This window comes from Phytoactinopolyspora mesophila (genome assembly GCF_010122465.1).
In the GTDB taxonomy this organism is placed as follows: domain Bacteria; phylum Actinomycetota; class Actinomycetes; order Jiangellales; family Jiangellaceae; genus Phytoactinopolyspora; species Phytoactinopolyspora mesophila.
The window spans coordinates 198,712-212,137 of sequence record NZ_WLZY01000007.1; the positions used below are offsets into that span (position 1 = coordinate 198,712).

A 13,426-nucleotide genomic window follows, 5' to 3' on the forward strand; every position below is an offset into this window, starting at 1 on the left:
GGATAAGGGCCATTCCAGTGCCGAATAGCCACTGCCGCGGGCAGGCCCGGCTTGGCACACTAAGAACTCGCGCGAACTGGCGCCCCTATTCGCGCGGGTTCTAAGTACTCCTCGGACGAGCGCTGGGCCCCGTATCCGCTGCACTACCGTCAGGAGACCACGCGTGAGCGAACCCCGGACACCTGGCAGAGAATACGAACCTGCTGTTGCCAGCCGGCAGGTCCTGGTGATCGGCGGCACCAGCGGAATCGGCGCTGCCGTGGCCGAACGGTTCGCCCGCGACGGTGCCGAGGTCACGGTAGCCGGCCTGGACAGCTCGTCGGTCCCGGAGACGCTCGCCACCAAGGTAGACCTCGCCGAGCTGGACATTCGCGACAACGGCGCCGTCGAGACCTTGATCTCGCGATTCAGCACACTCGACGTTCTGGTCAACGCCGCGGGCATACTCCAGCGTGATGAGGAATTCCGGCCGGAGGTGTTCAGCGACATCCTGGCGGTCAACCTCACCGGCACCATGCGCGCCAGCACCGCCGCCCACCCCCTGCTCGCGCAATCGTCCGGCTGCATAGTGAACATCGCGTCCATGCTCAGCTACTTCGGCGGGCCACGGGTACCTGCCTATTCCGCGAGCAAGGGTGGGATCGTGCAGCTCACGAAATCCTTCGCCGTCGCCTGGGCGGCTGACGGCGTCCGGGTCAATGCGGTGGCACCCGGCTGGATCCGGACGAACATGACACGCGAACTCCAAGAGTCACCTGAGGCAGCCGAGCAGATCATCAGACGCACCCCCATGGGTACGTGGGGTGAGGCGGCCGACGTCGCCGCGGCGGTGGCCTTCCTCGCCGGACCGGACGCCGCCTTCATCACCGGTGCGGTGCTGCCAGTCGACGGCGGGTACCTCGCAACTTGACACCTTCCGGCAGAGCCGCGCGCACGCTGCATAGAAGCTACAGGAGGCAACCATGACAACCGCTCCGCACATCCCATTGTCCAGCGACTATCCCGACGAGATCGCCGTAGCGGCGCTGCCGGAGGACCCACGGGTGTGGGTCCCACAAGCACCCAACGTGTGGTTCCGCCCGCTCATGCTGAACACGGTGACCGGACAGTGGTGCAACCTGCTCAAGGTCACCGCCTCGGGAATCGTCTCGCGCCACCGTCACCCCGGCGCGGTCTTCGGCTACGTCCTGAAAGGCCGCTGGCACTACTACGAGCACGAGTGGGTCGCCGAGGCCGGCCACTTCGTGTACGAGCCTCCTGGCGAGATCCACACTCTCGCGGTGCCGGAAGACTGCGACGAAATGATCACGTTCTTCAACATCCTCGGCGCGATGGTCTATGTCGACGAAGACGGTCATCAGATCGGCTACGAGGACACTTTCACCAAGATCGACATGTGCCGCGCGCACTACGCTAGTGTCGGCCTCGGGTCGGACTACGTGGACCAGTTCATCCGCTGAGTCGAGCATTAGTGCTCGCCGAACTCCGGTGCGACTGATGGCGTAGCCCGTCCGGGTACCACGCAGCAGGCCATCGATCCGCGGGAATGTGCCTGTGCGACCTCTTCGAGGAAGGGACGGAGCACTAAACACGTGGATTTCACCAATGCGGACAGCTACCGTCTCGACTGGATCGTCAGCTTCGTAGCGGTCGTCCACCAGGGCGGATTCTCCGCTGCCGCCAAAGCGCAGTACCGGTCTCAGCCGCGGGTCAGCAGTCATATCGGCGACCTCGAACGCGTCGTAGGCGCCAAGCTCTTCGACCGCTCGGTCCATCCACCCGCGCTGACCCCAGAGGGCCGGGCGCTGCTGCCACACGCCGAGGAGATCCTCAACCGTCTGCAGATCTTCGGCGAGATCGCCGGTGCCGGGACCGAGACGGTTCGCGGCGAGGTCCGGGTCGGCATGTATCCGAGCGTGGCTGTTGTGCTCTATCCGCCGCTGGTCCAGCAACTGCGCCGGAGCGCTCCGGGGGTGACCACACTGCTCCGCGAGGGCGACACTCTGGCCCTCGAGACCCTGCTGATCGACGGCGACGTCGACCTTGTGGTGCGCCCAGTGCTGCCGCCCGCTCGCGAGGACCGGCTGGCCTACCGGCAGCTTTGGCGCGAACCGCTGGTCGCGGTGGTGCCCACCGGTCATCCCCTCTCCCGCGAACCCGCCGTGTCGCTCTCCCAAGTCGCCTCCTTCCCGCTGGTGACCATCGGCGAGCCGACCAGCGGGGTGCGCCAGTTCGAGACCAACCTCGCCTTCGCCCAGGCCGGCCTGCAGCCGGCTATCGCCTTCCAGACCAACCAGCCGCAGACCCTGGCAGCGCTGGTGCGCTCCGATCTCGGCATCGGTGTGACCAACTGGCTGGCCATGGCGACCACCGATTGCCACGGCGTCGAGCTCGTCCCGATCACATCGAATGCCGTGGAGCGCCAGGTTGCGGTGTGGTGGCACAACGCGCGGGTGACCTCCGCGGCGACCTTTCTGGTCCGTGATGCCATCGCTGAACTCCAGCCGCCGCGGCTTCCCTCGGCCTGAGCCGTCGGCCGCGCATCCGACAGCCCGCCCGCCGCTTGCTCGCGCGAACCGTCGTGCGCCGCCGCCGAGCGCGAGTCAAGCGCGAGGGTGAGCCTGCCGGTACGCCTTACGCAAGCGGTCCACCGACACGTGGGTGTACACCTGGGTGGTCCCCAGCGACGCGTGCCCGAGGAGCTCCTGCACCATTCTCAGATCCGCACCACCTTCGAGCACATGGGTGGCGGCGCTGTGCCGCAGCCCGTGCGGCCCCAGGTCCGGAGCGTCCGGCACCGCTCGCAGACGTTCATGCACAACCGTGCGCACCGCCCGCTGATCGATCCTGCGGCCCCGGACGCCGACGAACAACGCCGGCCCGGCTCCCGGCGCCGCCAGTTGCGGGCGGCCTCTGGCGATCCAGTCCCGAAGCGCGCGCTCCGCGGGCACTCCGTACGGGACCACCCGTTCCCGGCCACCCTTACCGAAGACCCGCACCACCCGCCGGCCGTCGTCGATGTCGTCGAGGTCGAGCCCGACGAGCTCTCCTACCCGGACCCCGGTCGCATACAGCGTCTCCAGCATGGCGAGGTCCCGCATCGCCACCGGATCTCCCTCGGCGGTGCCGGCCGCGACGCTCTCGAGCAAGGCACGCGCCTCGGCCGGCCGCAACACCTCGGGCAGGTCTCGCTGTGCTTTCGGTGACGCCAGCCGCACACCTACGTCCGCGTCGAGCCGGCCGGTCCGGTAGGCCCACTCGGTGAACACTCGAACCGCCGAAGCCCGGCGCGCGAGCGTGGCCCGGGCTTTGCCCCGCGCGTGCAACGACGCCAGCCAGCTGCGCAGGACCGTGACATCGATCTCTGCCACTTCGGTGCATCCCATACGCACGGCGTGCCGCAGCATCCCCGCGATGTCGCCGGTGTAAGCCCGCAGCGTATGTTCGGACCGGCCCCGCTCCGAGCCAAGATGACGGACGAACTCGTCGAGCACGTCGGCCATCGGGGCCGGAAGCTCGTCGGAGCCGGCCTCGGAACCCGCCGGTTGTTCGCGCCGGTCACTCACGTCTACACGGTGTGCCTTTCGTCGCGCCGGGTCAAGGACCGCCACACCTGCCCCATGATCATTGGCTTTTATCCCCATGATTACCGGGCGAAAAGCCAATGATCATGGCAGGGAGCGGGCGATTACCTCGGCCAGGTGCAGTGCTCGCCGGCCCGTCAAGTCCTCGATCTGGGTGCGGCAGCTGAAACCGTCGGCCAGCACCAAGGTTTCCGGTGAAGCCGCCTCGATAGCCGGCACCAGAACCCTGTTGGCCGCGGCCACGGAGACGTCGTAGTGCCCTCGCTCCATCCCGAAGTTGCCGGCCAGACCGCAGCATCCCGAATCGAGCGTCTGGTTGTCGACGCCGAGTCGGTCCAGCAACCGTTCGTCATCGGCATGGCCGAACACGGCATGCTGGTGACAGTGCTGTTGTGTGACAGCCGCCGCCTCGACCGTGGGAAACCGCACGTCCGGTGCGTGTTCGGCGAGGAACCCGGCCAGTGTGTGCACTCGTTGCGGCAATCCGGCCAGCTCGTCGTCGTCGAGCAGTTCCCGGGAATCATGCCGCAACGTCGCCAGACAGCTGGGCTCGAGACCCACGATCGGCGTGCCCGCTCGCAGCTCCGGGCCGAGCGTGCGCAGCGTGCGCCGGAGGATCCGGCGCGCCACACCCAGCTGCCCGGTGGAGACCCAGGTCAGCCCGCAGCACACCGGCGCCCTGGGCAGTCTCACGTCGAATCCCGCGTACTCGAGGACGCGCACGGCGGCAACGCCGATCTCCGGGGCGAAATGGTTGGTGAATGTGTCCGGCCACAACACAACGGCTGGGCGGGAGTCATCAGGTGAGCGTCCCGATGTGCGACGGGTCGCGCGGCGAAGTGCCGCCCGCAACGTGCGCCGGGCAAACCGGGGCACCTGACGCTCCGGCGCGATCCCGCCCAGCTTCTTGACCAGGCCGCCCACACCGGGCGCGGCGAGCAGTGCGTTGGCCGGTCCCGGCGCCAGCGCCGCCAGCCTGGCCAGCAGCGGGAGGAAACCCAGGGTGTAATGACTGGCCGGGCGTAGCCGGCCGGCATAGTGGTGATGCAGGAACTCCGCCTTGTACGACGCCATGTCGACGTGCACCGGGCAGTCCGACAGGCAACCTTTGCAGGCCAGGCATAAGTCCAGCGCGTCACGGACCTCCTCGGAGCGCCAGCCGTCGGTGACGGTCTCGCCCCGCATCATCTCGGACAACAGCCGCGCCCGGCCCCTGGTGGAATGCTCTTCGCGGCCGGTGACCATATAGCTTGGGCACATGACGCCCGAGGAGGTGTCGATGCACTTTCCCACGCCGACGCATCGACGGGTCGCCGTGGCGAAATCGCCGCCATCGTGCGGGTATTTCAAGGTGATCGGCAGCTGACGCGTCGGGCCGTCGAAGCGGAGGTCGGCATCGAGCGGCCGCGGCCGCACCAAGTTGCCCGGGTTCAGGACGTCGCCGGGATCCCAGATCGCCTTGAATTGTTCGAACAGAGCGATCAACTCCGGCGAGTACATTCGCGGCAGCAGCTCGGCCCTGGCCTGGCCGTCGCCGTGTTCACCGGAAAGCGAACCGCCGTAGGCGACGACGAGGTCGGCCACCTCTTCCATGAACGAACGAAACCCCCGCCGGCCGGCCGGTTCGGTCAGACCGAAGTCGATCCTCACGTGCACGCAGCCCTCGCCGAAGTGCCCGTAAGGAATGCCCCGTAACCCGTGTGACCGCAGAAGCTCGCGGAAGTCCCGGAGGTACGGACCCAGCCGGTGCGGGGGCACCGCGGCGTCTTCCCACCCCGGCCAAGCCTCGGAGCCGTCGGCCATCCTCGTCGCGATGCCCGCGGCCGCCTCCCGGATCGACCACAGGCCACGCTGGTCGGCCGGATCGCTCGCGACGACAGTGTTCGCGTCGGTCGAGTGGCGCAGGGCCTCGGCCATCTGCTCGCCCCGCTCCAGCGCATCGGCAGCGGTGTCACCGCCGACCTCCACGAACAGCCAGCCACCTCCACGGGGAAGCAGGTCCACGGCGGCCGGGCGCCGGCCACGTGCCAGCAGCGCGGCGACCAGATCGGCTCCCATGCCCTCGACGGTGAGCGGTCGCAACGGGAGTACCCGCGAAACCGCGTCCGCCGCGGCGATGTCGTCGATGTAACCGGCGACCACGAGAGTCCGCGCGGCCGGTGCTCGTACGAGCCGAAGCGTCGCCTCCGCGACCACCGCGCAGGTGCCTTCCGTTCCGACCAGTGCGCGGGCGAGATTGCCCTCGTTCTCCGGCAACAACTGATCCAGGGCGTAGCCCGAGACGCGGCGGGGCAAGTCAGGGTAGCCCTGCCGGAGCAGAGCGAGGTTGGATGCGACCAGTTCCTGGATTCGCCGATGAATCTCCCCGGCCCGGCCCGGCTCAGCGGCCTGCCGGAAGCGTTGCTCGGCGGTTGTCGGCCCGGCGTGCAGCCGTGCTCCGTCGGCGGTCAGCACGTCGAGCGAGATGACATTGTCGGCGGTGCGGCCCCACGCCACCGAATGCGACCCGCACGCGTCGTTGCCGATCATGCCGCCGATGGTGCACCGGCTGTGGGTGGAAGGGTCGGGGCCGAAAACAAGCGAATGCTCGGCCGCGGCGGACTGAAGCGTGTCGAGGACCACTCCGGGCTGTACGCGCGCTGTCTTGGCGTCGGGATCGATCTCGAGCACGCGATTCAGGTAACGGCTGAAGTCGACGACCACACCACGCCCGAGCGCTTGGCCGCCGATGCTGGTGCCCGCCCCCCGTGCGGTCACCGGCACGCCGTGCTCGCGGCTCAGCCGGAGCACGGCGTCGAGGTCTTCCGGATCTTTCGGAAACACCACGGCCAGCGGCACGTGCCGGTAGTTCGAAGCGTCCATGCTGTACGTGGCCCGGGCGGTCACGCCGTCGTCGACATCACCAGCGGTCTTTTCTCGCAGAGCGACGACGAACCGGCGGGTGTCGCCGGGGGAAGCAACTTCGCTCATGCGTTGGCTGCCCCGCCGTCTCCCTTCGTCGGCAGAATGTCCCCGGCTCGAAGCGGCGCGCCTGCGAATCTTCCCTCATGGGCCAGTACCGGACGGCGGTCACCAGCCAGCTCCGGGTACTTCTCCTCGAGCTTCTCACGCTGCGACAGCTGACGATGCCAATGACGCAACGTCTCCCGGTCGCCCTGACGGGTGCCTAGCCAGCTCTTGGGCGCATCGTCGCGGCTTCGCCCGGCGCTGGCGGTCCCGCCGAGCCGGACCGCCGATGGACGGCGCCGGGTGGGGCCGCCGCAGCCGGGGCAGTCCGGCGACGGGCCGTCGGCAGACCGGACGAGCATCTCGAAGCGGTTTCCACACTCGCAGGTGTAGTCGTAGATCGGCATGAGCGCCCTCTCACCAGTTTTCGATCGACTCATGGAAGATGGCGGCCACGTGTTCATCCTGCACCTCACGGGGCGCGACCGCCAGCAGCCGCTGCTGCTTCATGGTGCCATCCACCAGGTCCGGGATATCAGCCTCGGTGTACCCCACCTCGCCGATACCGTTCGGGAACCCGATGTCTCGCATCAACGACGACAGCGCGGCGGGTAGTTGATCTCGGGGGTCGGTGCCGGTGCCGGTCCCAGGATCAAGCAATCGAGCCGCTCGCAGATGCTTGCCAGGGTCGGTGGGGAAGGTGAACCGGAAGGTGGCCGGCGCGGTCAACGCCACCGACTCGCCGTGCGGAACCATAGCCTCGTCCTGGGGATAGTTTCGCGGGCGATACTCACGGACCCGTCCCGCGATGGGATAGGCACAGGCATGCGGGATGTGTACGCCGGCGTTACCGAAGCCCATACCGGCATACGTCGCAGCCAGCATCATGTCGGTGCGGGCGTCGAGGTCGCCGCCGTTGAGCACCGCCTTCCGGAACGACCGGGCGAGCAGCACCAACGCCTGCTCGGTCCACGCGTCGGAGATCGGATTGGACCCGCAATAGGCGACCCTCGTTTCGGGACGGTGCCGCGCGAAGGAATGGAAAGGGCGTGCGGTGAACGACTCGAGCGCGTGGCAGGTCACGTCCATCCCGCTCGCGGCGGTGACCTCCGGTGGCATGCTCAGCGTGAGCAACGGGTCCACGACGGCCATCGTGGGACGCAGCCTCGGATGGCTGATACCGGACTTCACCTTCAGCTCCAGGAAGTCCATGATGCAGACCGGCGTGGTCTCCGATCCGGTTCCCGCCGTGGTGGGCACCGCGACCAGCGGTTTCAATGGGCCAGGCGGTGCCAGCCCGCGCCCGATGGGTTTGTTGACGTAGTCCAGCAGATCGGCCGGATAGGTGGTCAGTAGGTTGATGGCCTTGGCGGTGTCGATGGCCGACCCGCCGCCCACCGCGATGAACCCATCCCACGTGCTGCCCCGCACCGCCTGTACAGCGGCGACGATGCTCGCGTCGGTGGGCTCCACATGCACGTCGTCGTAGACCTCCACGCTGAGCCCGCCGGCCGTGGCGGCGTCGGCAACACGTTGCGGCACCCCGCTGGCGGCGACGCCGGCGTCGGTCACGATCAACACCCGGCTCGCCCCGAGCTGGGCCAGGTCCCAGCCGATTTCGTCGACCGCGCCCACTCCGAACTTCAGCGGCGTGCCACCCCACGTGAACACGGTCTCGTGCAGGTACTCGGTCACGGCGCCGCCCTCACGAGTAATGGCCGGCGGGCGCGAACGGCAGCGTCGCGGCCTGGTCGGGATCGTGCCCGAAGATCACTTCGGCGTTCGTCTCCTCGACGATGCGTCGCAGTTTCTCCACCGACTCCAGCCACTTGAGGTTGTCCCAGACGATCGCCGCCCCCACAGCGGGTGGGCCCCAGCTCTCCGCAAGATAGACCGCGTCAGAGGTGAAGATTTTGGTACCGGAGTCCGGGCAGTCCACCCGCAATGACATGGTGCCCCAGGTGTGACCCGGGGTTTCGATCACTCCGACACCCGGAACTATCTCGACGTCGCCCTCCACGAGGTGATAGTCGATGCCCTCGTAGTCCACTTTCAAGTGAGCGCCCTTGAACGGCCCGTCGATGCCCAGAGCGCCCTCGTGTTCTTTGCGGTTGACCATGATCCGCGTTTTGCCGTTGTCGAAGAGCTTCGCGTTGGCGGCATGGTCGAAGTGCAGGTGACTGAGGATGAGCGTGTCGATATCCTCCGGCGCGAGCTCCAGCGCCGCCAGGGAGTCCTGGAGGTAACTGGTGCCCTGCTGAACCGGGAAGAACTCCTGCAGGCCGGTGGGTGCCCATCTCGATTCCCAGTCCTGGGGAACCCCGGTATCCCACAGGATGCGTCCGTCCGGATGCTCGATCAGCACGGCGTGGGTGGGACAGGTCGTCCAAGGCGCTGGTTGGGCGGTGTGGCTGCGGTCGGTGATGGTGCTACCAGGTTTGAGCAACAGCCAGGTCTTGTCACACTCCATCACTCCGGTTTGCAGCAGGTGAACCTTGCTCGGTGCCGTCATGTGCGCCTCCTTGCGCATTGGGCCGGAAAGCTGACGACCAGAGTGGCATGTAACATGCTACTCGTCAATCACTTGGCTGCAGGTTGTCCTAGCGTTGCTGTTCAGATCACAGATCGAGATGGAGCCGGGTGGACAGAAGCGACTTAGAAGCCGCGCGAATAGGGGCGCCGGATAGGGAGCGGGGTCGGGCGCCTGGGTAGCAAGGCCGAGGCAGGAGTCGCACTGGGTTTGTGCGTCGACTGACGATGAACGCTGGTAGTTCCGGAAACTGGCATGCCCGGGCCCGCGAGCCCGGCGACTCCCTATTCGCGCGGGTTCTTAAGCACGCGAGCCGCCCGGGCTCAGCGTGGGTACCTGGTCCACTCCAGCGAGACCTGCGGCACCGGATCCCCCCGCTCGGCGGCCTCCTGACCGATCAGTAGGCGAGCGGTGTTCAGCAGGTGACTGCGCATCGCTTCGGCGGCCTCTTCCGCCTTGCCGGCCTCGACGAGTTCGAACACGTGCTCGTGCTCCACGAGTATGTCGTGCAGGCTCCGGGAACGGTCAACGGTCGAGGTGCCCCGCAACAACACCATGTCGCGCAGTGAGTCCACATACCGGGCCAGCCGCACGTTTCCGGACGCCTCATTGATGATCTCGTGGAAACGCCGATCCGCCGCCATGAACTCGTTCTCGTCATGCTCGTCAGCGGCGGCGCGCATGGCGTCCAGCTGGGCACGCAGATCACGGACGAATTCGGGAGCTCGCTGGCTCACTGCCCGGAACGTCGCGGGCACTTCCAGGAGCAGCCGGACCGCGAACACCTCTTCGAGATCGTGAAGCGACGTCTGCAAGATCCGCACCCCGCGATTGCGCTCGAACCGCACCATCCCCAGAGCTGCGAGCTGGATCAGCGCCTCACGGACGGGCGTGCGCGAGACGCCGAGGCGCTCGGCAAGCTCCTGCACCGAGTACAGCCGGCGCGGCACGAGCTCACCATTGACAATGGCGGTTCGCAGCTCTTCGAGGATCTTCCCGCCGAGGTTGGGGGTGTCGTCGATCCGCCGCATCCGGTCATTCTTACACGCAACTCCCCGGCGCCAGGACATCTCGTTGGTGGTCTCACACAGCAAGCGGCACCCGCGCCCAGCCGTCGTCGTGCTCCGCCACCAGCCCTCCCCCAGCGAGCTTGCGCAACGAAGCCTCGACGAAGGGCACCGAATAGCCACTGCACTCGGCCAACTCCGATACCGTCACCGGCGCATAGGCCGGCATTCGCTCATAGACATCACGCTCCTCGGGGCGGAACCGGTCGAGCGGGCGGTTCTCCCCGACCGGCGCCGACACTGCGTCGACGCCCAACCGGCCCGCGGCATCGACCACCTCCGCCGCGTCAGTGACCAGCGTGGCGCCCTTGTTGCGGGCCCATTCATGGCAACCGGCCGACTGCTGGGACGTCACCGGCCCCGGCACCACCATCACCTCCCGGCCGAGCTTCACCGCCCAGTGGGCCGTGCTCAGCGCTCCGGACCGTAGTGCCGCCTCCACCACGACCGTTCCCGACGTGAGCCCCGCGATGATCCGGTTACGTGCAATGAACCGGGAACGCATCGGCTTCATCCCCGGTGGCAGTTCACTGATCACCACACCGCAGCCGGCGATGCGTTCGAGCAGCTCGGCGTGTGCGCGAGGATACGCGATGTCCAGGCCACATGCCAGCACCGCATGGGTCGGGCCGGCCATGGCCATGGCTCCGCGATGTGCCGCCGCGTCAATGCCATACGCAGCCCCGGACACGACCGTCCAGCCCAGCGTCGCCAGGTCAGCCGCGAGGTCCGCGGCTACCCGCACGCCGTAAGACGTCGCGGCCCGAGCCCCGACCACGGCAACCGCCTGTGGGCCGATCCCCGCCGGAGAGCCACGGCCGCGAACCCACAATCCGAAGGGCGGCGGCACCGCTTCCGCGCCCGCGTCGAGGGTCGCGGGCATGGTGTCCAGTACTGTCGGCCAGTCCGCATCGCCGGGGCACACGAACCGGATCTCAAGTTCGGCCGCCCGCGACAGAACTCCGGCACCGTCGACGCCCTCGGCCCGGCGCCCCAGGACGCCGTCTCGGTCGAAACGGGCGTCGCCCTGGATGATCGCGTTCCACGTCGCCTCCGCGCCACCGTTTGCCACCCGTTGAGCCACCTTCAACGAGCCCGGCTCGGCCACTGCCGACAGTGCCGCGCGCGCCGCCCGATCAGCCGAGGTGGAGCGCTGACTGCTCATGCGGCCTCCCCGAGGCGAAGGCTCACTGCGTTGCTGACGTCGGCGCGTTGTGGGCGGTCATGTCCCGCGAGGTCGGCGATGGTCCACGCCAGCCGCAGGATGCGGTCCATACCACGTGCGGTGACGTTGCCCTTGCGCAGTTGCTCATAGGCAGGAGTCACCACCTCGGCCGGCAACGGGAACTCCCGGCGCAAGAACGCCATGGGCACCTCGCCGTTGACCCGCCACGGGGTGCCGGCCAACCGCTTCGCCTGCCGCTCCCGGGCCGTAGCCACTCGTTCCGCCACGGCTTTGCTGGTCTCGGCTGTGCGCAGACCAGCGTCGATCTCGGTGACGGAAGGAGGGGCAACATGCTGGTAGAGGTCGATCCGGTCACGTACCGGTCCAGAAATCCGCTGCTGGTATCGGCGAATCGAATGGGGTGGGCATTCACATTCGCGGTGCCGGCTGCCATGGTTACCACATGCACATGGGTTCTGAGCGATGGCCAGCAAAAAGGATGCCGGGAAGACGGCCGTCGAGTTGGCACGGGACACCACGATCTTGCCGTTTTCCAACGGCTCCCGCAGCGAGTCGAGGACCTGGCGGGAAAACTCCGGGGCCTCGTCCAGGAACAGCACACCGCGATGCGCGAGGCTGGCCATCCCTGGCCGCACGATGGTGCCACCGCCCACGATCGCGGCCGTCGATGCCGAGTGATGCGGATCGGTGAACGGCGGACGCACCACAAGTGGGCGATCCGGCGGTAGCACGCCGGCCACCGAGTGAATTGCGGTCACGTCGAGCGACTCCTCCGTCGACAGGTCCGGCAGCAATCCGGGCAGCCGACGGGCCAGCATGGTCTTGCCAGCACCTGGTGGACCTTCCAGCCGGATGTGATGATGGCCGGCGGCGGCGATCTCGATCGCGGTTTTCGCCTTGCTCTGTCCGGCGACGTCGGCCAGATCAAGCCCCGGGTCCTGCGGCACCGCTGTCAGTGGCGGCACCTGCTCCTCCGGCTCGTCGTCGGGAACGTCCACTCCACGCAGGACGGCGAGCGTCTGACGCAACGAACGCGTACCCACTACCGAGACACCCGGCACCTGCCTGGCCTCGCCCACATTGCGTTCCGGGACGACGACGCGCCGCACCCCTGCCTTCGACGCCGCGAGCACGGCTGGCAAGACACCGGGCACCGACCGCAGCCGCCCGTCCAGGGCCAGCTCGCCGAAGAAGACGACACCCAGCGTGGCCGACTCGGGGACTTCGTCGGCCGCCGCCAGGATGGCCACGGCGACACCCAAATCGAAGTGACTGCCACGTTTCGGCAACGCGGCCGGGGACAAGCTGACCGTGATCTTCTGCAGGGGCCACGACTCGCCACTGGACAACACCGCCGCCCGGACCCGGTCCCGGGCCTCGTACAGCGAAGCGTCCGGCAAACCGACCAGGGTGAAGCCCGGCATGCCCCCGATATGCACGTCGATGTCGACAACCGTGCCCTGTACGCCGACGAGAGCGACGCTTCGGCACCGGCCCAGCCGCATCAGAACGCACCTCGCACGTGCTCGATGTGAGGCGCCCCGCGCCGCTGACGATGCACCGCCACCACGTCGACTCGAACCGGTGCGTTGTGGCGCCCGTTGGCCTCCCGCCACGTCAGCGCCAGCCGCCGTAGCCTGGAGCGTTTCTCCCAGGTGACGGCTTCGAGGCCGGATCCGTATCCCGTCCCGCTACGAGTCTTCACCTCGCACACGACCACGGTCTGACCGTCCAGGGCCACGATGTCGATCTCGCCCTCGGCACACCGCCAGTTCCGGCAGAGAATCTCCATCCCCTGCTGTTCCAGATGCCGTACAGCGACCTCCTCGCCGTACGCTCCGACACCGTCTTTGACCCGCACCGGCCTCACCTCCGGATGACGAGCCTGTCCGCCGGACACGCAACATAGAAGGGGCTACTCACGAGTTGTGGACAACTCAGCCCGATGCGCGGCCCCAGCCTGTGGACAACCCCGCCTCACCTGCCCCACGTCCGTCCACTAAATGATCATGTTTGGTTGGTTTCCTCGTGCTTTGACAGGGCTTCAGGCCCGGTGAGGCATGAGAAGTCCCGGTAATGCCCGGCCGCGGGCTCGACGCACCTGTAACGAATG

12 protein-coding genes are annotated in these 13,426 nt (G+C 67.7%); 3 read left to right on the top strand and 9 right to left on the bottom strand.

Features of this window, described 5'->3' with window-relative positions; translation table 11 throughout:
* The first annotated feature begins 163 nt into the window (after nucleotides 1–163).
* From F7O44_RS19885 to F7O44_RS19895, 3 genes are all read left to right on the top strand, one after another.
* Nucleotides 164–910, top strand: a complete 747-nt coding sequence (locus tag F7O44_RS19885) for an SDR family oxidoreductase (RefSeq protein WP_162452028.1) — start codon at nucleotides 164–166, stop codon at nucleotides 908–910.
* Nucleotides 911–962: 52 nt separating this feature from the next.
* Nucleotides 963–1,460 (top strand): 2,4'-dihydroxyacetophenone dioxygenase family protein, encoded by a 498-nt coding sequence (locus tag F7O44_RS19890; RefSeq protein WP_162452029.1) that lies wholly within the window; start codon nucleotides 963–965, stop codon nucleotides 1,458–1,460.
* 132 nt (nucleotides 1,461–1,592) lie between these two features.
* A complete protein-coding gene (locus F7O44_RS19895) occupies nucleotides 1,593–2,528 on the top strand; it encodes a LysR substrate-binding domain-containing protein (protein WP_162452030.1) in 936 nt (311 codons plus the stop codon).
* 75 nt (nucleotides 2,529–2,603) lie between these two features.
* Here the strand turns inward: F7O44_RS19895 and F7O44_RS19900 are convergent, their stop codons facing one another.
* The 9 genes from F7O44_RS19900 to F7O44_RS19940 form a co-directional block, all read right to left on the bottom strand.
* Nucleotides 2,604–3,503, bottom strand: coding sequence for a tyrosine recombinase XerC (locus tag F7O44_RS19900; RefSeq protein WP_162452222.1), 900 nt, complete (start codon nucleotides 3,501–3,503; stop codon nucleotides 2,604–2,606).
* A gap of 165 nt (nucleotides 3,504–3,668) precedes the next feature.
* Nucleotides 3,669–6,554, bottom strand: a complete 2,886-nt coding sequence (locus F7O44_RS19905) for an FAD-binding and (Fe-S)-binding domain-containing protein (protein WP_162452031.1) — start codon at nucleotides 6,552–6,554, stop codon at nucleotides 3,669–3,671.
* Nucleotides 6,551–6,937, bottom strand: a complete 387-nt coding sequence (locus F7O44_RS19910; protein ID WP_162452032.1) for an FmdB family zinc ribbon protein — start codon at nucleotides 6,935–6,937, stop codon at nucleotides 6,551–6,553. Before F7O44_RS19910 ends, F7O44_RS19905 begins: the two co-directional genes overlap by 4 nt.
* Nucleotides 6,938–6,947: 10 nt before the next feature.
* Nucleotides 6,948–8,225 (bottom strand): iron-containing alcohol dehydrogenase, encoded by a 1,278-nt coding sequence (locus F7O44_RS19915; protein ID WP_162452033.1) that lies wholly within the window; start codon nucleotides 8,223–8,225, stop codon nucleotides 6,948–6,950.
* A 10-nt stretch (nucleotides 8,226–8,235) separates the two neighbouring features.
* Nucleotides 8,236–9,042 carry an N-acyl homoserine lactonase family protein gene (locus F7O44_RS19920; protein ID WP_162452034.1) on the bottom strand — a complete coding sequence of 269 codons (807 nt, stop codon included), beginning with the start codon at nucleotides 9,040–9,042 and terminating at the stop codon, nucleotides 8,236–8,238.
* 341 nt (nucleotides 9,043–9,383) lie between these two features.
* Nucleotides 9,384–10,091, bottom strand: coding sequence for a GntR family transcriptional regulator (locus F7O44_RS19925; RefSeq protein ID WP_162452035.1), 708 nt, complete (start codon nucleotides 10,089–10,091; stop codon nucleotides 9,384–9,386).
* A gap of 52 nt (nucleotides 10,092–10,143) precedes the next feature.
* Nucleotides 10,144–11,292 (bottom strand): DNA-processing protein DprA, encoded by a 1,149-nt coding sequence (gene dprA, locus F7O44_RS19930; protein WP_222851524.1) that lies wholly within the window; start codon nucleotides 11,290–11,292, stop codon nucleotides 10,144–10,146.
* Complete coding sequence (locus F7O44_RS19935) at nucleotides 11,289–12,818, bottom strand: YifB family Mg chelatase-like AAA ATPase (RefSeq protein WP_162452036.1); 1,530 nt, start codon at nucleotides 12,816–12,818, stop codon at nucleotides 11,289–11,291. Before F7O44_RS19935 ends, dprA begins: the two co-directional genes overlap by 4 nt.
* Nucleotides 12,818–13,174 carry a YraN family protein gene (locus F7O44_RS19940; RefSeq protein WP_162452037.1) on the bottom strand — a complete coding sequence of 119 codons (357 nt, stop codon included), beginning with the start codon at nucleotides 13,172–13,174 and terminating at the stop codon, nucleotides 12,818–12,820. The genes F7O44_RS19935 and F7O44_RS19940 overlap by 1 nt, the downstream gene beginning before the upstream one ends.
* Between the last annotated feature and the right edge of the window lie 252 nt (nucleotides 13,175–13,426).